The sequence below is a fragment of the Tenuibacillus multivorans genome, from assembly GCF_900103915.1.
Taxonomy (GTDB): Bacteria; Bacillota; Bacilli; order Bacillales; family Alkalibacillaceae; genus Tenuibacillus; species Tenuibacillus multivorans.
Map to the genome: position 1 here is coordinate 1 of NZ_FNIG01000013.1, position 23,637 is coordinate 23,637.

General features: G+C 40.1%; 20 protein-coding genes, 1 rRNA gene, 1 pseudogene, 1 riboswitch and 1 other annotated feature. Of the genes and pseudogenes, 7 read left to right on the forward strand and 15 right to left on the reverse strand.

Annotated elements, in window-relative coordinates; genetic code table 11:
- The 3 genes from BLP77_RS14535 to leuS all read right to left on the reverse strand — a co-directional run.
- Positions 1-297, reverse strand: a 16S ribosomal RNA gene (locus BLP77_RS14535); the annotation flags it as partial.
- 372 nt (positions 298-669) lie between these two features.
- The gene (locus BLP77_RS14540) at positions 670-978 is read right to left on the reverse strand and encodes a rhodanese-like domain-containing protein (protein WP_093857848.1); all 309 of its coding nucleotides are present in this window, start codon (positions 976-978) and stop codon (positions 670-672) included.
- 170 nt (positions 979-1,148) lie between these two features.
- Positions 1,149-3,563 (reverse strand): leucine--tRNA ligase, encoded by a 2,415-nt coding sequence (gene leuS, locus BLP77_RS14545; RefSeq protein ID WP_093857849.1) that lies wholly within the window; start codon positions 3,561-3,563, stop codon positions 1,149-1,151.
- Between the two features lie 76 nt (positions 3,564-3,639).
- Positions 3,640-3,856 (reverse strand) — a binding site (T-box leader).
- A 142-nt stretch (positions 3,857-3,998) separates the two neighbouring features.
- Here leuS and mnmM point away from each other — a divergent pair.
- A complete protein-coding gene (gene mnmM, locus BLP77_RS14550; protein ID WP_093857850.1) occupies positions 3,999-4,565 on the forward strand; it encodes a tRNA 5-(aminomethyl)-2-thiouridylate-methyltransferase MnmM in 567 nt (188 codons plus the stop codon).
- A 4-nt stretch (positions 4,566-4,569) separates the two neighbouring features.
- On the opposite strand, the gene BLP77_RS14555 is transcribed toward mnmM, so the two are convergent.
- Together BLP77_RS14555 and BLP77_RS14560 are read right to left on the reverse strand one after the other, a co-directional pair.
- Positions 4,570-5,640, reverse strand: a complete 1,071-nt coding sequence (locus BLP77_RS14555; RefSeq protein ID WP_093857917.1) for a tetraprenyl-beta-curcumene synthase family protein — start codon at positions 5,638-5,640, stop codon at positions 4,570-4,572.
- 18 nt (positions 5,641-5,658) lie between these two features.
- Positions 5,659-6,450: an alpha/beta hydrolase gene (locus BLP77_RS14560; RefSeq protein WP_093857851.1), complete on the reverse strand. Its 792-nt coding sequence runs from the start codon at positions 6,448-6,450 to the stop codon at positions 5,659-5,661.
- A gap of 77 nt (positions 6,451-6,527) precedes the next feature.
- On the opposite strand from BLP77_RS14560, the gene BLP77_RS14565 reads away from it, so the two are divergent.
- Positions 6,528-7,040: a gamma carbonic anhydrase gene (locus tag BLP77_RS14565; protein ID WP_093857852.1), complete on the forward strand. Its 513-nt coding sequence runs from the start codon at positions 6,528-6,530 to the stop codon at positions 7,038-7,040.
- A 260-nt stretch (positions 7,041-7,300) separates the two neighbouring features.
- Here the strand turns inward: BLP77_RS14565 and BLP77_RS14570 are convergent, their stop codons facing one another.
- Together BLP77_RS14570 and metK are read right to left on the reverse strand one after the other, a co-directional pair.
- Entirely contained in the window at positions 7,301-8,779 is a 1,479-nt protein-coding gene (locus BLP77_RS14570; RefSeq protein ID WP_093857853.1) for an aldehyde dehydrogenase family protein, read from the reverse strand.
- Positions 8,780-8,952: 173 nt separating this feature from the next.
- Entirely contained in the window at positions 8,953-10,152 is a 1,200-nt protein-coding gene (gene metK, locus BLP77_RS14575; protein WP_093857854.1) for a methionine adenosyltransferase, read from the reverse strand.
- A 143-nt stretch (positions 10,153-10,295) separates the two neighbouring features.
- A riboswitch (SAM riboswitch) is annotated at positions 10,296-10,408 on the reverse strand.
- Positions 10,409-10,679: 271 nt separating this feature from the next.
- On the opposite strand from metK, the gene pckA reads away from it, so the two are divergent.
- A complete protein-coding gene (gene pckA / locus BLP77_RS14580) occupies positions 10,680-12,272 on the forward strand; it encodes a phosphoenolpyruvate carboxykinase (ATP) (protein WP_245686901.1) in 1,593 nt (530 codons plus the stop codon).
- Between the two features lie 36 nt (positions 12,273-12,308).
- Here the strand turns inward: pckA and ytkD are convergent, their stop codons facing one another.
- The gene (gene ytkD, locus BLP77_RS14585; protein ID WP_093857856.1) at positions 12,309-12,791 is read right to left on the reverse strand and encodes an RNA deprotection pyrophosphohydrolase; all 483 of its coding nucleotides are present in this window, start codon (positions 12,789-12,791) and stop codon (positions 12,309-12,311) included.
- Positions 12,792-12,818: 27 nt separating this feature from the next.
- Positions 12,819-13,376, reverse strand: a complete 558-nt coding sequence (locus tag BLP77_RS14590) for a hypothetical protein (RefSeq protein WP_093857857.1) — start codon at positions 13,374-13,376, stop codon at positions 12,819-12,821.
- Between the two features lie 118 nt (positions 13,377-13,494).
- Between BLP77_RS14590 and BLP77_RS14595 the strand changes: the two genes are divergently transcribed.
- A complete protein-coding gene (locus tag BLP77_RS14595) occupies positions 13,495-14,262 on the forward strand; it encodes a DUF6612 family protein (protein ID WP_093857858.1) in 768 nt (255 codons plus the stop codon).
- A 66-nt stretch (positions 14,263-14,328) separates the two neighbouring features.
- On the opposite strand, the pseudogene BLP77_RS14600 reads toward BLP77_RS14595, so the two are convergent.
- Positions 14,329-14,457 (reverse strand): annotated as a pseudogene (locus BLP77_RS14600) (acetyltransferase); the annotation flags it as partial.
- Positions 14,458-14,669: 212 nt separating this feature from the next.
- On the opposite strand from BLP77_RS14600, the gene BLP77_RS14605 reads away from it, so the two are divergent.
- The 3 genes from BLP77_RS14605 to BLP77_RS14615 all read left to right on the forward strand — a co-directional run bounded on the left by BLP77_RS14605 (position 14,670) and on the right by BLP77_RS14615 (position 18,380).
- Positions 14,670-16,736: a catalase gene (locus BLP77_RS14605; RefSeq protein ID WP_093857859.1), complete on the forward strand. Its 2,067-nt coding sequence runs from the start codon at positions 14,670-14,672 to the stop codon at positions 16,734-16,736.
- Between the two features lie 70 nt (positions 16,737-16,806).
- Complete coding sequence (locus tag BLP77_RS14610) at positions 16,807-17,001, forward strand: hypothetical protein (protein ID WP_093857860.1); 195 nt, start codon at positions 16,807-16,809, stop codon at positions 16,999-17,001.
- Positions 16,989-18,380 carry an amidase gene (locus tag BLP77_RS14615; protein ID WP_093857861.1) on the forward strand — a complete coding sequence of 464 codons (1,392 nt, stop codon included), beginning with the start codon at positions 16,989-16,991 and terminating at the stop codon, positions 18,378-18,380. The genes BLP77_RS14610 and BLP77_RS14615 overlap by 13 nt, the downstream gene beginning before the upstream one ends.
- 301 nt (positions 18,381-18,681) lie before the next feature.
- Here the strand turns inward: BLP77_RS14615 and BLP77_RS14620 are convergent, their stop codons facing one another.
- From BLP77_RS14620 to menB, 5 genes are all read right to left on the reverse strand, one after another.
- Positions 18,682-19,011 carry a hypothetical protein gene (locus BLP77_RS14620; protein WP_093857862.1) on the reverse strand — a complete coding sequence of 110 codons (330 nt, stop codon included), beginning with the start codon at positions 19,009-19,011 and terminating at the stop codon, positions 18,682-18,684.
- A gap of 75 nt (positions 19,012-19,086) precedes the next feature.
- On the reverse strand, positions 19,087-19,929 hold the full coding sequence (locus tag BLP77_RS14625; protein WP_093857863.1) for an ABC transporter ATP-binding protein: 843 nt from the start codon (positions 19,927-19,929) through the stop codon (positions 19,087-19,089).
- 156 nt (positions 19,930-20,085) lie between these two features.
- Complete coding sequence (gene menC, locus BLP77_RS14630; RefSeq protein ID WP_093857864.1) at positions 20,086-21,198, reverse strand: o-succinylbenzoate synthase; 1,113 nt, start codon at positions 21,196-21,198, stop codon at positions 20,086-20,088.
- Positions 21,195-22,676, reverse strand: a complete 1,482-nt coding sequence (locus BLP77_RS14635) for an o-succinylbenzoate--CoA ligase (protein WP_093857865.1) — start codon at positions 22,674-22,676, stop codon at positions 21,195-21,197. The genes menC and BLP77_RS14635 overlap by 4 nt, the downstream gene beginning before the upstream one ends.
- Before the next feature lie 125 nt (positions 22,677-22,801).
- The gene (gene menB / locus BLP77_RS14640) at positions 22,802-23,620 is read right to left on the reverse strand and encodes a 1,4-dihydroxy-2-naphthoyl-CoA synthase (protein WP_093857866.1); all 819 of its coding nucleotides are present in this window, start codon (positions 23,618-23,620) and stop codon (positions 22,802-22,804) included.
- Positions 23,621-23,637: the final 17 nt, after the last annotated feature.

The following is a 23,637-nucleotide window of genomic DNA, read 5'->3' on the forward strand; positions in this document are numbered from 1 at the left end:
GCCTTGGTAGGCTTTTACCCCACCAACTAACTAATGCGCCGCGGGCCCATCTGTAAGTAGTAGCATATGCCACCTTTCAACATCGAATCATGCGATTCGATGAATTATCCGGTATTAGCCCCGGTTTCCCGGAGTTATCCCAGTCTTACAGGCAGGTTGCCCACGTGTTACTCACCCGTCCGCCGCTCGTTCCACAGACGTCCTCCCGAAGGATTCTGTCTGCTTCCCGCGCTCGACTTGCATGTATTAGGCACGCCGCCAGCGTTCGTCCTGAGCCAGGATCAAACTCTCCATAAAAGTTTGATTGGCTTATTTGTCCTAATGTTTTATTTCCCATTCGAAAATAAAACGGAATTGACTACAGACTATTTTGTTTAGTTTTCAAGGTTCGAAGTTCGCCGCCCAAAAAGGCGACTAAATCATTGTATCACACGAAAACTTACAAGTCAATGAATCTTTCTTTGAAAAAGTTGTTGATTAATTGACATTCATGTGATCGGCAAGAATAAATATATCATGATTTAACGAGAAATGTCAACGTGTTTTGTTAACCAATTTTTGCCTCGATTTGTTTCCCCGCTTCAAAAGCGACAAGTAATATAATAATACGCTGACATCTGAATGTCAACAGATTATATTAAAAAATCTTTCATTACCTTAAACCTATGATTAATCTGTAACGTCGCCTTCCCATTCAAGCATTCCGCCTTTTAGATTGTTCACGTTAATACCTTTTTCATCTAAATAGAGGGATGCATTATAGCTTCTTCGACCTGAGCGGCAGACCATCACATACTCTTTATCCTTAGAGAACTCATCTAAGTGTTCAGGAATAGAGTTAAGTGGAATATGCTTAGCTCCAGGAATCATTCCGTTAGCCACTTCTTCATCCTCGCGCACATCTACTATTTCATATTTACTCGTGTTTAATTCTTTTTCGAGTTCTTCAGGAAGAATTTCATTAATTTCATTATCCATATTATTTACACCTCTGTTTATCATATTCTTAAAGCGTAGAATTATCATATAAAATATAATTGGTTTATGTCAAAGAAATTGATGTTTCAAATATACTATTATACATAGAAAAGACGTCCTCAAACAGTCAATGTACAAGGACGTCTTTTAACTGACATTTTAATATATGATTAATTGGCAACGATGTTAACTAATTTACCTGGTACGACGATTACTTTTCTTACCGTCTTCCCTTCAATCCATTCTTGAACACGGTCATCGTTTAATGCTAGATCTTCTAATTCTTCTTTTGAAGCTTCTTTAGGTACACTCGCACGGCCGCGAACTTTACCCATAACTTGTAGGACGATTTCGACTTGGTCTTCAACCAGTTTAGAATCATCATAAGTCGGCCAAGCTTCATAAGTGATCGTATCGTTATGACCTAATCGAGTCCAGATCTCTTCAGCAATATGTGGTGCAATAGGTGAGAGCATTTTGACAAAGCCTTCTGCATATTCTTGCGGTAACGTATCATTTTTATAGCATTCATTCACAAAAACCATCATTTGCGAAATACCTGTATTAAAATGAAGCTCCGCAAAATCTTCGGTTACTTTTTTAACGGTTTCGTGATAAATCTTATCTAGATTTTCATTCGCTTCAGCTGTTACACGATCTGTTAATTGATTGTCTTCATTAACAAATAGGCGCCAGACTCGATCTAGGAAACGGCGAGCTCCGTCTAAGCCATTGGTACTCCATGCAACGGATGCATCTAAAGGTCCCATGAACATTTCGTATAGACGTAGTGTATCAGCGCCGTGTGTTTGAACGATGTCATCTGGATTCACGACATTGCCTTTAGATTTACTCATTTTTTCGTTACCTTCCCCAAGAATCATACCTTGGTTAAAGAGTTTTTGGAAAGGCTCTTTCGTTGGTACAACGCCTAGGTCATATAGCACCTTGTGCCAGAATCGAGCGTATAGCAAATGTAGAACAGCGTGTTCAGCTCCTCCGATGTATAGATCAACCGGAAGCCATTTTTTCAGCTTTTCAGGATCGGCTATTATGTCATCGTTGTCTGGATCGATATAACGCAGGTAATACCAGCAGCTACCTGCCCATTGTGGCATCGTGTTCGTTTCAAGACGACCTTTTTTGCCCGTTTCAGGGTCTTCTACTTCAAGCCATTCCGTTATATTGGCAAGTGGTGATTCGCCAGTACCGGATGGTTTTATTTGATCGGCTTCTGGTAGTTCAAGTGGTAGTTCGTCTTCATCGATTGCGGACATGGTACCGTCTTCCCAATGGATGATTGGAATCGGTTCTCCCCAATAACGTTGACGGCTAAATAGCCAGTCGCGTAAACGGTAAGTCGTTTGACGTACACCGTATCCTTTTTCTTCAAACCAATCAATCGCTTTTGCTATAGCCTCATCTTTATATAGTCCATTTAGAAACTCAGAATTGACGTGTTCGCCATCTTCTGTATGAGCTTCTTGTTCAACATTTCCACCAGCTACAACTTCAATAATAGGTAGTTCAAACTTGGTTGCAAATTCATAATCACGTTCATCGTGAGCGGGTACTGCCATAATTGCTCCCGTTCCGTAAGACATCAGGACATAATCAGCAATCCAGATTGGCATTTTAGCACCGTTTACTGGGTTGATAGCGTACGCTCCTGTAAAGACACCTGTTTTTTCCTTAGCAAGATCAGTACGCTCTAGCTCACTCTTTGTCTGTATTTCATCTAAGTATTGATTGACGGCATCGCGCTGCTCGTCAGTTGTAATGTCATCAACTAAAGGATGCTCAGGTGACAGCACGGCGTATGTTGCCCCAAAAATCGTATCTGGACGTGTGGTAAAGGCTTTAAACGAATGGTCTGTGCCATCAATGTTAAATGTGAGCTCAGCCCCTTCTGATTTTCCGATCCAGTTACACTGCATATCTTTAAGACTTTCAGGCCAATCAAGCTCTTCTAAGTCTTCAAGTAAACGATCTGCATATTCCGTAATTTTTAGCATCCATTGACGCATTGGCTTACGTACTACGGGGTGGCCGCCGCGTTCACTTTTTCCGTCAATGACTTCTTCATTGGCAAGGACGGTTCCAAGTGCAGGGCACCAGTTAACCGGAACTTCATCCATATATGCGAGACCTTTTTCATACATTTTGACAAAAATCCATTGCGTCCACTTATAATATTTCGGATCTGTCGTATTGATTTCGCGATCCCAATCATAGGAAAAGCCTAATGATTTGATTTGACGTTTGAAGGTTTCGATGTTTTGGTTTGTAAATTCTGCGGGACTATTCCCTGTGTCAATGGCGTATTGCTCAGCAGGTAACCCGAATGCATCCCATCCCATTGGGTGTAGGACTTCATAACCTTGCATTCGTTTCATGCGTGAGACAATATCGGTTGCGGTATAGCCTTCCGGGTGCCCAACGTGTAATCCAGCACCAGAAGGATACGGAAACATATCTAATGCATAAAATTTTGGTTTGTCCGTATCTGTGTTTGCCTTAAAGGTTTTATTTTCTTCCCAATAAGCTTGCCATTTTTGTTCAATACGTTGATGGTCGTAAGCCATTTTTTCATTCCTCCTATTAAATTTTTTATAACTATAAGTTCTCTTGAGTAACTAAAAAAACTCCCACCCCAACCTTTGTTGGGACGAGAGTTTATACCCGTGGTACCACCCAAATTAGTACAGTTCATGTACTCACTTGAGATCCTTAACGCGGAAAAACGGTACATATTACTATAAGTTCATATATACAACTACGAAGGCGAGTTCAAAAGCTGTAAGGGTAACTCGCACCAACCGTTACCTCTCTGAAACGCTTAGCAGTCTTTATACTACTCCTTCATCAACGTCACGCATATTAAGTTAATAAATATTCTATTCAACCGGTGATGTTTTGTCAAATGTTTATGTCGATTTTTCTACAATATAACCAAAATGGACAAATATTATGAGTTTCCTTTATATTTTTAATAACGACTCTACATAAGAAGGGATTATATGAAAGCGATTATTCCGTTTGCACATGATTTACTTAAGCAATACATTCAACCCGGTTCGGTTGTGGTTGATGCAACTTTAGGTAACGGGCATGACAGCCTTTACTTAAGTCAACTGGTCGGTCATGACGGTCGTGTCATCGCCTTTGACGTTCAACAAGAGGCGATCGATACGTCAAGCCAATGGTTGCAGCAACATGATGTATCAAATGTTGATATGATTTTATCCGGACATGAACACGCCGTACACGAATTAACTCAACGCGGCATTCAATCCATCGACGGAGCGATTTTTAACCTTGGCTATTTACCAGGCAGTAACAAACACATCACCACGTCTAGTCAAACAACTATACAAGCGATTAAAGGGTTATTTTCCATCCTTAAAGACAACCGAATCATCGTCATCGTTATCTATCCGGGTCACGACGAGGGAAAAGAGGAAAGGGATGCTCTAATGAACGTCCTTAAACAAATACCGGCTAATCATGCTGATATTGCGAAGTATCAAATGGTGAACCGAAGTGAATCCGCTCCATTTGTCATTGGCATTTATAAAAATGGCTAGGGTATTATTGCCCTAGCCTTTTCCATTCCTTCCACTTTCGATACGCCCGTCCATTCCAATAAATCGTTTTCGCCTGGTAGCCACAATGATTTAATAATTCCTGCCTTAGCTCTTTACCGTTATTCAGTTGCTCCACCTTTGAATCGGATAGATATAACCCAACTAAACCAGAGATAATCATTTGATGGAAGTCACGATCTGGGATGGTTAAAAGATTCTCCCAACAGCCATCGATGAAAAACTTTAATCTCTCGATAGTCATCGTCTCATCATCATAGTAATAGCAAAAGTTTAAATCACCTTCTGCTTCGTCTTCTTTTTGGTCAATAAAATAATCTAGTAAAATATGTAAGCCTTGCATATAAGGAAAATACGCTCGCATCACTTCCGCACTATAATCGACACCTTGTAAGGCATATGACACCATCGCAAAAATCCCAATAGTCGAGCCTGTTACAGCCGAAAATTCGTTCCATAAAATATCGACATCGTCATTTTCTGTTTCATACCAGGTGGTTAACCGCTGAACGCGTTCTTCTAAGGCGACATGCTTATGGACTTGTAAATCGATGTACAGCTGAGCTAAGCGTCGAACGTCAGGGTAAATCGCCTCATAGTTTGGAATCGACTGAACGACTGATTGACATTCGTCGACTAAGGCTTGTAAATATCCACCATCATCCTGATCTTGACGTAGGCGATAATAATTCGTTTGCCTGGTTAACGGTTCATTGGATATCGCATCGAGCATGGATTCGTGTAGCTGTCTGAAATCATCCGGGTCCATTGATGTACTACGGTCACATAGATTGTCCAAATAATCACTAATCGTCTGGTAAGCAACGATAAAACGAATCGATTCCGTCCAATTATGTTTTGCCAACGTGGCATAGATCGCGCCGCCCTCACAATGAAAGGTTTTACCCTCTATACTTGCTAGAGCCTGCTGACGTAGCTCATCATTGGGAATCGTTTTAGCCATTTCTTCCCAGCTTGCTAGCTCTTTTCGAACCGCCGGAAATATATTTCGATAGCATGTGGTTAAGAGAGATGGTAATGTCTTTGGGACACTGATTGACAAAGCGAAATCCTCCTATCTCGTCGTTTGGTCTATTTGATGTTCGATAAAATTGACAATATCCATTACGACGTCTTCTCGTTCGGGTTCGTTTAAGATTTCGTGATAAAAGCCTTCCCATATTTTAATCGTTTTTTCGGAAATATCGAGTTCGTTAAACCAAGTTTTGACCGCTTCTACTTTAACTAAATGATCTATCTCACCCTGTAATAATAACGTTGGGACGTTAGGGTAATGTTTGATGTCTTTAAAGGCTGCGACAATCGCTTTTTCAAATTCATGATACCAACGAACTGATACTTTTCTCAAAAACAATGGGTCTGACACATCATGAGCTTTGTAGCCTTCATTACGCGTGGCAATGTCTGACTTAATCCCCGTCGGAAATCGCATTGATGGTGTTGCGACATTCAGTAGTTTAGACGCATAATATAACGGCCGTGTTAAGCCATTCTTCATACCGAGAGCAGGGGATGATAATATGACACCATCGACTTTAACGTTACCTTTTTGTACCGTACGTATCGCAGTTAAACCTCCCATACTATGGCCGAGTAAGAATACAGGCAATTGATAGTCTTTCGCCTGATTAATCCAAGTTTGGACGGTGTCAATATACTGCTGAAACGACCTGATATGGCCTCTTTTTCCCTTCGTCTTTCCCTGACCGGGTAAGTCACCCGCGACTACGTGATAGCCATAGTGATTCAATTGATCGATGACCCAATCATAGCGACCGGAATGCTCAAAGGCACCATGGATTACAACAATGACCGCTTTTGGATCTTCAGCTAACTTGACAAACATCTCATCATCCCTTACTCATTGACTTTAAATGCATCTGTTATAATAATATTAGCATAATACATAAAAGGAGGAACAATATGATACTTCCTTATCAAGGCAAATATCCAAAAATCGATGAAACAGCTTATATTGCACATGATGTTGTCATCACCGGCGATGTCACGATTGGCCCTTATAGTAGCATTTGGTTTAAAACCGTCATCCGTGGAGATGTTTCTCCGACTATTATTGGTGAAAATGTTAATATTCAGGACCAAAGCATGCTGCACCAAAGTCCTGACAACCCTTTAGTTATTGAAGACGGTGTGACAGCAGGCCATCAAGTCATGCTGCATTCCGCTATTATTCGTGAAAACGCACTAATCGGTATGGGAACGACGATATTAGATGGTGCTGAAATTGGTGAAAATGCCTTTATCGGAGCAGGTAGTCTCGTCCCTCCAGGTAAAAAGATTCCACCTCACTCACTTGCTTTCGGTCGACCAGCTAAAGTCATTCGCGAACTGAATGACGCAGACTACAAAGAAATGGACCGTGTGCGTCAAAGCTATATCGACAAAGGACAATTGTATAAAAACATGCAAGAGTAATGTTGTGTAAGCTTATGGACGTTCAAGGTTCATAAGCTATACTTTTTTGTTTAAACATTCTCATTGTACGTATAACTACATTCTTCTGCAATGAGAACTTTTCTACAGATATCGGATCGTTTTCACGGAATTCTAGTAAGGAAGAAAAGAAATGAACCACTTCATAGAGGCTGAATTTTAAAAAACGTCCCAATTCATATGGAATTAGGACGTTTTCTAGAAATGCTTGAATGGCCAACCATTTTGTTAAGGCCTAAATGCTATTCCGGGATATAAGGTAAATCTTTATCATCTGGAATATTGATCACGTGGGTATCGGTGTATGCAAGAAGTCCTTCATCGCCATATTCACGACCAATGCCTGATTGTTTAACACCACCGAATGGGAAGCGTACATCAAGTCCTTGTACGGCTGCTGTATTAATCATCGTTGTACCAGCTTGAATATGTTTGGCAACATCTACTGCATGCTCTTCTTTACCCCATACTGAGCTCGTTAGCCCGTATATACTATCATTCGCTAATCTAATGGCATCTTGCTCATCTTTAAAAGATAAAATCGGAACAGTTGGACCAAATTGTTCTTCTTTTACAATCGGATCATCTTGGTTCGCTCCTAATACGACTGTCGGATGCATGAAATAACCTTGTTCAAATAAGTCTTCGTCCATAATCTCACCTAACTTAATAACTTTTGCTCCTTTACCTTCAGCATCGTCAATTAAGTTCTGAACATGTTCAACTTGCTTTTGGTTATTAACAGGACCAATGGTGACGTTATCACCAAATGGATCACCTACTCGAATCCACTTATTAGCTGCATCGATATATTTTTCAACAAACTCATCATAAATAGCCCGGTCAACATAAATCCTTTTCGCGATCATACAAATTTGCCCAGCCGTAAGAAAGTTCGAAATAACTAGACGTCTCATGGCTCTTTCATCATTAACATCAAAGTCTTTTAGAACAATGGCCGCATCATTTCCACCAAGTTCTAACGTCATATTCTTAATGGTGTCTGCAGCTGACTTCATGATATGTTTTGCTGTTTCAGTCCCACCGGTAAATGCAATTTTTGCTACTTTAGGGTTAGATGTTAACTCAACACCAACATCTGCTTCCCCATGAACAAGGTTTAAAACACCTGGTGGAAACTCGTCCGAAATAATTTCACATACCTTACTAACTGCAAGCGGCGCTAACGGGCTTGGTTTAAGAACCATCGTGTTACCTGCTAAAAGAGCTGGGGCCATTTTAATTGTGGAAAGTGAAAGCGGGTAATTCCAAGGAGTAATCGCTGATACAACACCAATTGCATCTCTCGAAATAATGGTCTTTCCTGAATCATGCTCTTGTACTTCATTCTTCAAGACCTCTTGAACATTATCACAGGCATATTCCATCCACATTAAAGATACGGCTATTTCACCTTCTGAGTCATATAATGGTTTCCCATGTTCTCGTGATAACAATTCTGCTATTTCTGGTGTTTGATCTTTAATTTTTTGAATCGCCTTTCTCATCCGTTCAACTCGATCATCCATTGGCGACTCTCTCCACGTTATGAAAGTCTCACGAGCTACATCAATGGCTTTTACTGTATCTTCTCGCGAATTAACGGGTGCATAACCAACTATTTCATCAGGGTGTGTTGGGTTTTCACGCGGTTCTTGCTTTTCCACCTTATACTTTTCCCCATTAATAATCGCATCTATTTTGATCGGATCTTTAGACATGAACCATTTCCTCTCTTTCCTAAAAAATAAATCACTCGTAGTGTGTACATTAAATACTATCATCATTCAAGTTTTAAATAACCACAATTCAATGTCAACGCTTGTCTTATGCCATATATTTAAAAAATTAAAAAAGCTTTCCAAAACATGATCGTTTCGGAAAGCTTTATCATTCATCGGTTTAATATTGCTTTTAGTTCATCAACTTTATCGGTATGTTCCCATGTGAAGCTTTCATCTGTACGTCCAAAGTGGCCATATGCTGCGGTCTTCTTAAAAATTGGCCGTCTTAAATCTAGCATTTTAATAATACCTGCCGGACGAAGATCGAACGTTTCTCGTACAGCTTCGACCAATTGTGCCTCTTCTACTAGACCTGTTCCGAACGTATCGATTGAAATGGATACGGGCTGAGCCACTCCAATCGCATAGGCTAGCTGTACTTCACATTTATCAGCAAGACCCGCAGCCACAATGTTTTTCGCCACATAACGGGCGGCATATGCAGCTGAACGGTCAACTTTAGTTGCATCCTTACCACTAAATGCGCCTCCGCCATGACGGGCATAGCCACCATACGTATCAACAATAATTTTACGTCCTGTTAACCCAGCGTCACCTTGTGGCCCTCCGATAACAAATCGACCAGTTGGGTTAATAAAGTATTTCGTGTTGTCATCAATTAAGTCACTTGGGACAACTGGACGAATGACATGGTCAATAAGATCTTGGTTGATTTGTTCTAGCGTGATATCCGGATGGTGCTGAGTCGAAATCACAATCGTATCAACTCGTTCCGGCTTACCATTTTCATCATACTCAACGGTCACTTGTGTTTTCCCATCCGGTCGAAGATAGTCTAATTCCCCTGTTTTACGCACGTCACTTAAACGTTTTGATATTTTATGTGATAAAGAAATCGGTAACGGCATTAGTTCATCGGTTTCATTAGATGCATACCCAAACATTAAACCTTGGTCCCCAGCGCCAATGGCTTCAATCTCTTCATCGGTCATTTTGCCTTCTCGTTTTTCATAGGCTTCATCGACACCTTGTGCAATATCCGCGGATTGTTCATCGATTGATGTTAAAACCGAACATGTTTCGGCATCAAAACCGTATTTTGCTCGTGTATAGCCAATACCTTTGATCGTATCACGCACAATAGTTGGGATATCAACATAGGTTGTTGTTGAAATTTCGCCTGTAACGAGAACTAACCCCGTTGTAACGGTCGTTTCACAGGCTACACGTGCGTTTGGATCGTTTTTAACTATTTCATCTAAAATAGCATCCGAAATCTGGTCACAAATTTTATCCGGATGCCCCTCGGTAACAGACTCCGAAGTAAATAGACGACGTTGATTAGTCATTTCACCGTTTCCTCCTCGATTTATTACTTTAACGGCTCTCTTATACGACGTGAAAAGCTTAAGCATTTATTTCCAAATTGATCATTATCCAAAAAGAAAACCTTTCCTATGCGAGGAAAGGTTTCGTTTAACACTGCCTTTCACTCTTATCGTTCAAGGGTAAGATATCCCCTTGCATCAGGTTAGCACCTGTCACCTAATGTGATGGTTGCCGAGCTTCATTGGGCCTGCTCCCTCCGCTTACTCTTGATAAGAGAAATTCCGTTTCTGCATTATCATAACCTTTAATACAACGTGTGTCAATCCGCAAACACACAATTTTCATTAGGCAAATAAAATAAAATATAAACAAAATGTGAATTTTTCTATAATAGTATGGTCTATTAATTTAAATGTGTTATACTATTGATAAAGAAAACGCGCTAGATGGCGAGATGTTGGTAAGCAAACAGCGCGGTTGCACTTGGGCAGGTAAAGTAATATGATATTTTTATCTGCTCAAATATACGAAATAAAGGATGGTAAGTGTGAAGACAATAAATATCCAATCGCTTTTAACTCAATTAACTTCTTACTCAAACAACCACCAAAATCTGCCTGTAGCAGAATTGGTTGAAAAGGTTTTATCGCGTGATGAAGGAATTCTAACGTCGACAGGTGCTGTTCGTGCAACAACAGGTGCCTATACTGGACGTTCACCTAAAGATAAATTTATTGTACAGGATGAAGAAACAAATGACCAAATTGAATGGGGATCGGTTAATCAGCCGATCAGCGAAGATCATTTTTTACAACTATTAAATAAAGTTACCGATTATCTTAAAGAGCAGGATGAATTATTTACATTCAACGGTTATGCAGGGGCTGATGAAAAGTATCGCCTGCCAATTAGTGTCGTCACTCAATTTGCTTGGCATAATTTATTTGCGAATCAGTTGTTCATTCGTCCAAATGAAGATGAATTAAAGCAACATCAATCAGAGTTTACCGTGATTTCAGCGCCACATTTCAAAGCCGATCCGGAAGTAGATGGAACGAATTCTGAAACGTTTATCATCGTTTCTTTCAAGCACCGCATCGTCCTAATCGGCGGAACGGAGTATGCTGGTGAAATTAAGAAATCGATTTTCTCAGTGATGAATTATTTACTTCCAGTGAAACAAGATGTTCTACCTATGCACTGCTCAGCAAACGTCGGTCAAGAAGGCGATGTTGCCTTATTCTTCGGTCTTTCTGGGACAGGTAAAACGACGCTTTCAGCTGATCCAAACCGTCGTTTGATCGGAGATGATGAACACGGATGGTCTCAAAATGGTGTCTTTAACATTGAAGGCGGATGTTATGCTAAATGTGTCAACTTATCTGAAGAAAAAGAACCGCAAATCTACCACGCAATCCGTTTTGGTTCCGTTCTAGAAAACGTGGTCGTCAACGATGAAACACGGATGCCAGATTATGATGATACACGCTATACAGAAAATACGCGTGCGGCTTATGCCATCGAACGGATTGATAATATTGTTCAGCCGAGCATCGCGGGGCAACCAGATACAATCATATTTTTAACAGCTGATGCTTCTGGTGTGTTACCACCGATCAGTAAACTAACAAAAGAACAAGCTATGTACCACTTCTTAAGTGGCTACACGAGTAAGCTTGCTGGGACAGAGCGTGGCGTAACAGAACCTCTAGCTACTTTTTCAGCATGCTTTGGTTCACCATTTTTACCGTTACCAGCTGCGACGTATGCTAAAATGCTTGGTGATAAAATTGATGAGCATGAAGCACAAGTCTTTTTAGTTAACACGGGCTGGACTGGTGGGCCTTATGGCGTTGGTTCACGTATGAAGTTAAGCTATACGCGTGAGATGGTTCAAGCAGCTTTAGAAGGTGAATTAACTAACGTCGAGACGCAAAAAGATGAATTTTTCGGTCTAGCCATTCCTGAATTATGCCCAGGGGTTCCGTCAGACGTTCTGAATCCGAAGAAAACATGGAACGATCCAGAAGCCTATGATGAAAAAGCTAAAGAACTAGCGATGAAGTTTCATGAAAACTTTAAGCAATTTAACCATGTGACCCAGGATATTATCGATGCAGGCCCTACTTATAAAGGGTAAACAGAAAAAAAGCTTGAGAAGATGTTTTTCATTTTCTCAAGCTTCTTTATTTATATATTTCTCTCGTACAACTTTTAAGGCATGAACCAATACTTCATCCTTCATCATAAAACTAAATCGGTCGTCCTTTTTGATATTTCTCGGAATGTCATTGAGTAAAACTGGACCTTCCGTTTCAAAATAATGCTCTTGATCCTCAATCTCATCAACATTGGCAAAGTATATATTTTTAATAATATGACCAGCTTTGCCATCAACATAATATTGACCGATAAAATTGAGCCTTGAAACGTGACCTCCCGTTTCTTCTTTTACCTCACGAATGGCCGCTTCTTGTGCGTCCTCACCATGTTCAACTTTTCCGCCTGGAAACTCAGTTCCCCGATCGGCATGTTTTGTTAATAGCCATTGACCCTGATACCGTGTAATAACCCAAACATGCTTCGGTTGTTTTGAAAAGGCTTCTTTTCCTAGTACTAATTTAACCGTATTGTGATAATAATCCTTAAAGACTTTCACTTGTTGAATACATTCCTTTTTGTTTGTTTATTGATATTGTACGTTAATTATATACGGTTCGCCATTGTCATTCAATTTTAAGTCAATCATAATTGTATAAGTCCCGTAAAGCTCGAGGTCATTGGTTTGTGTCACACGGTAAGTCTGCTCGTCCAATTGCTCCAGTTCGTATTCATTTCCTTCCACAAACCATGGCGGTGTTTCGGTTGGAATAATATACAAGGCTTGTCCTTTTTCTTCGTAAAACATATCGACGTACATATCTACAACCTTTTGACTAGCTAATTGCTTAAAACTATCTTTATACGACTCCATAGATTGATAGTTTTGAACACGATAGTCTTCATCGACATCTTGTACGAGATGGTCCATAAATTTTTCGGTAATCGAGACAACTTGTGCTTCTGTTAGAGTTGAAGAAGCTTGGACATTCACCTTTCCGGCTAATTGTTTATGAAATTCTAGGTGGTGATCATGCTTGCTAATCGTGATGATTTCGGTTTCAGCGCTTACTTTGGCTAATGATATAGGAATGATGACAAAAATAATAGCCGCAATCAGAACATACGTCATAAAAGATTTCATCACTCAACCCACCTTTCTATTAAATGACTCTCATAAATACTATTCCTATTTCGAATAATATATAAACGGATTGATGAAAAAATTGAAAAAATAGAACTTTATATCTAGGGGGAAAACGATGAATAAACTAGTAACTTTGATCACCATTTTGTTTTTATTATTAGTCGGATGTTCGAATGATGTGGTTACAGATGAAGAAGAAAAAAGTACATCATCAAAGGGAGACATCATGGCAAATATTATCGATCAGGCTGATAACACTGACCATGTCACGGTTGATTTTACAATTAAACAAGATGTTTATATACCGGAAATTGATCGCGACTTAACCGTTGAACAATCCGATATGACTTATATTCAATCAGAACCATTCCGTTTTTTAACGAAGTTGGATACAGCGATTGGCCAATTTACAGTTTTTAATCAAGATCAACAACTCTATTCATATCTTCCAGAAAACGAATCCTATGAACCGTTAAACAATGAAATGCTAAATAATATAAATAACCTTATTAAGGAGCAGCGCCATCTTTCAACGCTTTTAGGACAATTAAAACAGTTTGAAGATCAAATGACGTTAGAGGAAAATGGTGAGCAAATGATCTTAACATTGAGTGGGCAAGGCGATGAATTTCAAAGCTATGTTTATAATCAGTTAATGACCTCTTCGATTGAGGGCGCTCAATTACCAATTGAGGAGCAAAACATTGTCGTCGATGCGGTTGAATTTAATATCGTGGCCAATCAAGAATCTCATCAAATCGAGGAACTGTCGACAAGCTTTGAAATGCACCGAACCACGGATGATGAAACGACCATCAAACAAAGCATTAAACGAACGTATTATGATTATCAAAAGGAAAAAGAAATACCAGATGTGGAATAATAATTCTAATACTAGAACGTAATTTTAGCGTTAAAACACTCAGAGCTATTTCTCTGAGTGTTTTTATTATTCAATTTGCTTGATAATTCTTGCCGGGTTTCCACCTACCACAACATCATCAGGAACATCTTTCGTAACGACAGCCCCTGATGCCATAACAACATTGTCACCAATCGTAACGCCAGGATTTATGACCTACCTTCAAATAATATTTGAAACGAACACATTGAAAAATCTTCCTCTTATTAGTTTAAGCGTTACCCTTCACAATCTCAATTGTTCCCCACAATCTGAACCCACCAGGCTGCACTCTACAAGTTTATGTAATTCTATATGAATGAATATGAAATATCTTACTTACATATCATAAAATGAGTATTTAAAATTAGATAAGGCTAGGTGATTACATGGATGATCAGTCATCAAGAAATATGAAAGGGGTCGGCGGAAAAAGCGAAAATATAAAGCAAGAACAACTGGATCAATACCGTATACAAAATACGGGAAAGCCACTGACTACCAATCAGGGGAAAAAACTATCAGACGATCAGGACCAATTGAAAGCCGGTGAACGCGGCCCATCGTTACGCCAGGATTATGAATTCTTTGAAAAAATGACACACTTTGTCAAAGAAGAGGAACCAGAAAGAGTCGTTCACGCAAGAGGCTACAGTGCCCATGGGGAGTTTGAATGCTATCAGTCGATGAGGCATGTGACAAAAGCAGGCTTCTTACAGGAACCCGGAAAAAAGACACCATTAACTATCCGTTTTTCTACCGTACAAGGGCCTAGAGGGTCTTATGATACGGCAAGAGATTTACGTTGTCAGGGCGTGAAGTTATATACAGAAGAAGGAAATGTCGATCTGACGACGATTGCAATGCCTGTATTAATTAATCAAGACGCGATGAAATTTCCAGATGCGATGCACGCGTACCAATCGAAGCCAGATGATGATATCCCAACAGCTACCGGTGCTCACGACTATTTTTGGGATTATGTCGCTAATAATCACGAAGCACTCCATATGGTACAGTGGATCATGTCTGACCGGGGGATTCTAAGAAGTTATCGAATGATGGAATCGTGGTCAATTAATACGTATCTGTTTGTTAACGAACAAGGTGAGGCAACCTTTGTGAGATATGTTTGGAAGCCTGTCCTTGGTGTCCATTCCCTTCTTCAGGATGAGGCACTGAAAATCGGGGGACTCGACCCGGACTTCCACCGGCGGGATCTCAGACAGGCGATCGATCTTGGTGCTTATCCTGAATATGAGTTAGGCGTCCAGATGATTCCGATGGAGGATGAGTTCAAATACGACTTTGATATTCTTGATCCAGCAAAGTTTTGGCCAGAAGAGCTCATCCCAGTTCAAATGATCGGTAAAATGACTTTAAATAGAAACATTGATAATTACCATACAGAATCAGAACAAGTTGCGTTTAACCCTGCCAATGTCGTTCCAGGAATTGATTTTTCCAATGACCCCGTTCTCCAGGGAAGGTTAATGGCTTATCAAAGCGCACAATACCATCGTATTGGCGTAAATCATCAGGAATTACCGATCAATAAACCGATTTGCCCATTTCATAATAATCAGCGACGAGGCCCGATGAGATATCGAATTGATGTTGATCAGGTAAACTATCATAAAAATTCACTAGCGAATAACACACCATACACAGTGCCACCGGAAAAAGGCGGCTATGAGTATTATCCGGAAAGAGTGGAAGGCTACAAAATTAGAGCCCGAAGTGATTCGTTCAAGGATTACTTTACGCAACCTAGAATATTCTGGAATAGTATGACACCTATTGAAAAGCAGCATACAATTGAAGCGTTTAGCTATCAACTTGGAAAAGTAGAAAGTGAATCTGTCCGCCAGCAAAACGTCAATTTGTTAGTCAATGTGGATAAGGAAATGGCTAGCGTCATTGCTGATAATATCGGTGTCGAACGCCCAAGCGGATCCCATGTTCCTATTTCTACAAGTTATCCTTCTCTTAGCCAGTACAATACACCTAGTTATGCATACACACAAAAAGTAGGTGTACTTATTGGCGATGGCTTTAACGGTCAAGAGGTAACAGATGTACTTAACTTTTTACAGCAATATGGGGTTATTATTCTTATCATTAGTGATACGCTTGGTACTGTCACAGGTGCTGACGGAACAACACTTAAAGTTGATGCAACATATCTTACAACAAGTCCCTATCTGCTTGACTCTCTATATGTCGTTGGTGGAAGCGCTAAAAATCAGGCGAAATTCAATCAAGACGTCGATAGTTATATAAAAAATGCCTATAAACACTATAAACCAATCGGTGTTGCCTCAACTGGGCAAGCCTATATTAAAACATCAGATAAAAATAACTTGGCCGGAGTCGTCTTTGCCGCCAACAACCCTGAATTCGGTCAGGATTTTGTTACTGCAATTGCTCAGCAACGCTTTTGGGATAGAACATAATATTGCTTTTTAAGGGAAATAACAAGCGTTATTTCCCTGATTTCATTTACCTAAAATAGGAGGTAATGAGATGAATCGTACAGATTTAATAAAACAAGGCTTATTTTTAAAAGGCTTACCTATCTACGAGACTGATATCCAGCACATTCAAAATATACATTTCACGATTAATCAGGCTCAAACTCCGCTTAATGCATTCCCTAATCTAAACAAAACAGTACCGATTACGGTGGTTGATAAGAGGTTGATGTTATGGCAGAACTAGCCTATTTATCCGCTACTGAACTTGCTCCCTTAATAGAGTCGAAGCAACTATCTCCAGTAGAATTGACAAAACATGTGTTAAATCGCATCGCTACAGTCGATCCAACCATCCATTCGTATATTACCGCACTTCCCGAACTAGCCCTTAAACAAGCAAGAGAAGCCGAGAATAACATCATGAATGGCCGTTATAAAGGACCACTTCACGGAATTCCGATCGGTATCAAGGATAATTACTACACAAAAGGGATACGAACGACAGCCGCCTCAAAACTTTTTGCTGATTTCATTCCCGAAAAAAATGCCACAGCAGTAGAAAAACTGCTGGGTGCAGGCGGGATTATGTTAGGAAAACTAAACATGCATGAACTTGCCCTCGGTTCCACCGGTACCAATCAGTTCTATAATACTACTCGAAACCCTTGGAACATACATTATATGCCCGGTGGCTCAAGTGGTGGTAGCAGTGCTGCTCTAGCAGCTGGGCTAGCAACACTTGCAACTGGATCGGATACATTCGGCTCTATTCGTTTACCGGCTGCCATGTGTGGTATATATGGGTTAAAGCCAACCTATGGACTAGTCAGTACTTATGGCATTTTCCCCTCAGCCTGGTCACTGGATACCGCTGGTCCAATGGCGCGGACAGTTTCAGATTTGGCCTTGATGCTCAATAATATGGCAGGCTTTGATACGAACGACCCCGCAAGCCTACGTGCATCCATACCCGATTATACCGAAGATCTTTATAAAGAAATAAGAGGAATAAAAATCGGAATTCCTACTTACTTTCTTGAGGAGTTAGATACAGATGTAGAAAGACTTTTTAAAAATGCAATAGCAACTCTTAAAAGTTTGGGAGTTGAAATACGAGAAATAGAGATTCCCGAATTAACCATGTCTACTTTCTCTGGCTATAGTATTGTGACTGGGGAATCATCTGCATTTCATTACGAATGGCTACAGACCCAACCTGAGGATTATGGAATGGATAACCGACCCTTCCTTCTATCCGGTACATTGACGAATACACCACAATATGTCAAAGCACAACAGTCACGAAGAAAGTTAGTGGAAGCATTTCATAAGGCCTTTAAGAGTGTGGATATTATGCTTGGTCCTACGATACCTATCACAACCCCAGCTTTTGCTCAGAATTGGGTCGAACAAAATTTAGAAGTTATTAGACGATGTCTGCCATTTACCGTCCCTGTCAATTTATCGGGTACACCAAGCTTATCTGTGCCAATGGGATTATGCTCAAATGGACTTCCTGTCGGGATGCAATTTATAGGAAATCATCTCTCCGAAGAACAATTACTTCAGGTTGGGTATGCGTGGGAGAGCATCAATCCCTTCCAGTTTCAAATCATGAATTGATTTAAAGAAAGCGCTGGATACGGCAAATTATTTTGGTGTCAACCGAATTGTCATTGAACACAACATTTGTATGTCCTTAGCAATCTCCCTTGGGGACACAGCGAGCGGATGAGCCTGTTTTTGAAACAGGCCCTTATAAATATTTGGGACACCCCAACTGTATAAAGCAAAATTTATTTAGTCATGTTCCCAATTGATTGGCGAGTCCTACTCCAGTAAAAAATAAACAGTCCAATTTTCAGGCAATTGGACTGTTTATTTTTGTACCTTTTAACGGATCACGATAAGACTACTTTTAGACCTATTCAAGCTTATTAAATTCACCGAAGAAAGGCATTTGTTCTACATGTTGTTTCGATTGATCGTCACCTAGCTCATAAATCATTTTATAGGCTTTTAATAATAAGTGATCATATTCATCTTGATCTTCATCGCGATGGTATTCTTTAAACGGCATATGTGAACGCCAAAACGTTCCCATATCCGCATGCTCCATCCCTTCAAAAATCTCACGTAATGCTATGATTTCATTTGGTCCGGCATATATGGTGAACTCATCATTATTTCCTGCTTTTAATTCTGAAATTTCCCGTTCTTCCACGTTGATATAAAATTTACGTTTGTCCTGCATTTTATCCACCTCAATATTAATGTGGGCAAAATGAAAATGGATATACAAAAAAAACTCCCAAGTTAAACTTGAGAGTTACATCACGCAACTATTTCTTACACCTGTTTTTTCAGCATGAGCCTCTGCTAAAATGCAGCGCCCTCTACCGTGTGGAATGCACATTGGGGTTCCAAATAACGGATCATATGTCACATCACAGTTCATTCCGAAAACATTATAAACGAGTTCACAAGAAATAATATCTTCAGGTTGACCTGTTTGATACACCTTTTTATCCTTAATCGCAACGATGTGGTCGGCATAACGACAAGCTAGGTTTAAATCATGTAAAACCATCACAATTGTACGATTATCTTTTTCATTTAACTCAAATAATAAATCTAACACATCAATTTGGTGTGTCATATCAAGATATGTTGTAGGCTCATCCAATAAAATTAATTCCGTATCCTGTGCTAACGTCATCGCAATCCATGCACGTTGGCGTTGACCACCAGATAATTCATCAACTGCTTGATATTTAAAGTCCATTAAATTGGTGTCTTTTAGAGCCTTATTAACGGCATCCTCATCTGCTTGTGACCATTTTTTAAACATACCTTGGTGTGGGTAACGCCCTAGTTTAACTAATTGATAAACTGACAAACCTTCTGGAGTCGCAGGTCCTTGTGGTAGGATTGCCATTTGTTTTGCAACTTCTTTTGTGTTCATTTTCGCAATCTCGTTTCCGTCTAGAACAACTTCACCTGACTTAGGCTGCAAAAGTCTTGCCATTGAACGTAGTAATGTTGATTTGCCACATCCATTACTTCCAATTAGGACCGTTACCTTACCTTTAGGAATTTCTATATCCAATTCATCGATAATGACCTTTTCACCATAACCGAGTGTCAAATTATTAGCTGTTAATGTCTCCATTTGACTTCGCTCCTCTTAAGAAAAACTTGGATTAACGCCAAGACTTAATGGCGAAATCATTAGCTTTTCTTATACTTTAAAGTGTAAATAACTTTACGAAGCATTTAACCTACTTTTACTGTAAATGAAAATCATTATCATTGCAACACATTTATTTTATAATTTATTGAACTTGTAATTGAACTGACGTATTGTACGCTGGTTTAAAAGCTTCACATTGACAGTCACGCCAATACCTGGGCCGTCCGGGACATTGACTAAACCATCTTTTACCACAAACGGTTCTTTAATGATGTCTTCCTCCCAATACCGGGACGATTCGGATAAATCGCCTGGTAGTGTAAACTGTTCTAGTGAAGCTAATGCCACATTATGAGCGCGACCGATTCCGGTTTCAAGCATGCCACCACACCATAATGGCATGTTAGCCACCTTAGCAAATCGGTGAATATTTAAAGCCTGTTGAAGGCCACCGACGCGTCCGATTTTAACGTTTATATTGTCACAAGCCCTAAGCTCCATTGCTTGAAAGGCATCATGCTCTGATTTGATCGTTTCATCTAAGCTAATTGGCGTGTTGATTTGTTCTTTTAATTGGTGATGATAATAATAATCATCCGTTCGGAATGGCTGTTCAATCATGAAAAGATTCAAATCATCAAGCTTCGATAGGTGTAGCATATCCTCTGGGTCATACATGCCATTTCCGTCAAACATAATCGGTGTGTCGCCAACAACCTCTTTTGCCTGATTGATGATGTCACGTTCTTTCCCTTTTTGAACTTTTAACTTATAGCGTTTATAGCCTTTTTTATTATATTCTTCGACCTGTTTTTCTATGTCATCAGTCAAGGATAAAACAACGCCGCTTTCGACTTCGTCCCGTACACCACCAAGCGTTTCTTTTAACGATTGATCTTGTAGTTTCGCATATAAGTCCCAAATAGCCGTTTCAATCCCTGCTTTTGCCATTGGATGGCCTTGTATGGCTGAAAAGATTGAACTAATTTCAGATGGATGCTCAATTCGTTTTTTATTTAACATCGGTAGCAAAAAGTTCTGCAGCTGATCCCAGGCCGTTGTCGTCGTCTCCGGACTATAAAACGGATCAGAAAACGCAACGCATTCACCGTACCCGATACGTCCATCTGTATCAAAAGCTTCGATGATTAAAGTGTCACGAACGACGACTAGACCATTCACGGTTTGAAATGGCCTCTTTAATTTCATCGATACATGTCTGACGTTCACGCGGTCTAAATGAATCATTTTTCTCCCTCCCGATCAATCAAATCTAACAGCTTCCGACGCTGAAGTTTTTTTGAGGCATTTCGAGGTAGCTCATCGATAAAATATACTTTTTTAGGGATTTTGTATTTCGCTAAATGTTCTTGTGCAAAGCTTATAACACCTGTTTCATCTAGTGTTCCATCAGACTTCACGACAAAAGCAACCGGTACCTGACCCCACCGATCATCAGCAACACCAACGACACCAGCATCTAACACACCGTTTATTCTCTTAATAGTAGCTTCAATTTCAGCTGGATAAACATTCTCCCCACCAGAAATGATTAAATCCTTACGTCGGTCGACTACAAAAAGAAAGCCATCTTCATCGAGATAACCTAGATCCCCCGTTTTCAGCCAACCATCGTTAAACGCTGCTTGATTCGCCTCTGGTCGCTTCCAATATCCCTCTGTGACGGATGGACCTTTAACAACAATCTCACCAACTTCTTGACTGGGACAATCACGACCGTTTTCGACAATTTTTAATTGCCCGGGAAATAATGGTTTGCCGGCCGAACCAATTTTCGACAGCATGTTTTCTTGATCTAATGTACAAAACTGTGATGCTGTTTCGGTCATGCCATACGACTGAAAAACTGGAACATTGGCTTCCTGACAGGTTTCAAGTAAGCCTTTGGGTGCTGGTCCGCCACCAAGTAACATACAGCGTAGTGTTTCTGGGTAACGATCTTGTCCCAATCGTCTCATTAATTGTTCTAGCATCACGGTCACAACTGAAACGATCGTCACACCTCGCTTCATAATGTCCTCATGCACTCGTTCAAGTTCAAATTTTTCGTGTAAATGTATCGGGATACCATAGATGACACTGCGATAAAGAATCGATAAGCCACCGACGTGGAACATTGGCAAACTGAGTAGCCAACGATCATGGTCGTGTAAGCCTAAATTAAAAGCAGATGCCGTCGCATTCCAAAAATGATTCCCATAGGTTAATTGCACACCTTTAGGATAGCCTGTGGTTCCTGATGTATATAACGTGTGAGAAATGTCATCAAAGTTTATTTCCTCTTGACCTTGATCTAGTGTTTGATCGGACGGGATGTCAAACAGATTACAAGCTTTAATTGACGTTCGTTTAGTCAAGGACTGAGCAGTTTCTTCAAATTCCGGATGATAAATTAACCCTTGAACCTCTCCATCATTTATCTGAAATTCGAGTTCATTCTCCGTTAAGCGTACATTTAATAAAAATGAAATGGCTTGTATGTAATGCAGTGCATGGATAATTACAGCCATTTCATAGCTATTACTTGATAAAACCGCAATATGGTCACCTTTTTTGAATCCCTGTTGCTGTAAATACGCGGCATAGCTTCGGGCATCATCCTTTAGCTGTTGAAATGTATAAGTTGTTCCATCTGGTAGTACGATCGCTTCTTTATTTGGGGATAAATACGCTCGCTTTTCTAACCAATTCGGGGTTATTGTCAACGTTCTCACCTCCATAAATAAGGAAAAGTTCTCAATCTTGATATGTTTTTTCTCATTGGTCTAACAAGAGTTCTTATAATGCAAAGTAAAGATCGCGTGTATCACGCGATCTTGTCCATTTAAACTTATGGGAAACGTGGGAACTGTTTAAAGTCTGGTTTACGTTTTTCTTTGAAAGCATCGCGGCCTTCTTTAGCTTCATCGGTTGTATAGTAAAGTAGTGTTGCGTCGCCGCCCATTTGCTGTAATCCAGCTAGTCCATCTGTATCGGCGTTGAATGAAGCTTTTAGGAAACGTAATGCTGTTGGTGATTTTTCTAGCATTTCTTCACACCATTGAAGAGTTTCTTCTTCAAGCTTGTCTACTGGAACAACCGTATTAACAAGTCCCATTTTCTCCGCTTCTTCGGCATTATATTGACGGCATAAGTACCAAATCTCACGTGCTTTCTTATGACCAACGATACGTGCTAATAAGCCTGCGCCATAGCCAGCGTCGAAGCTACCGACTTTTGGTCCAGTTTGTCCGAAGATTGCGTTATCGGCAGCAATCGTTAAATCACAGACAACATGTAGGACATGACCACCACCAATTGCGTAGCCCGATACCATCGCGACAACTGGTTTTGGAATCGTACGAATTAATCGTTGTAAATCCAACACATTTAAGCGTGGAACTTGGTCTGTTCCAACATAGCCGCCATGGCCACGAACCGATTGATCTCCGCCTGAACAGAATGCCTTATCACCAGCACCTGCTAACACAATAACACCGATGTTTGAATCGTCTCGGGCATCTGCAAATGCATCAATCATCTCTTGTACGGTCAAGGGTGTAAATGCGTTACGTTTTTCCGGACGGTTAATGGTTACTTTCGCAATTCCATTGTATTTTTCATAAATAATTTCTTCATAATCACGAGCTTTTTCCCATTGTACTGGCATAAATAGATTGCCTCCTC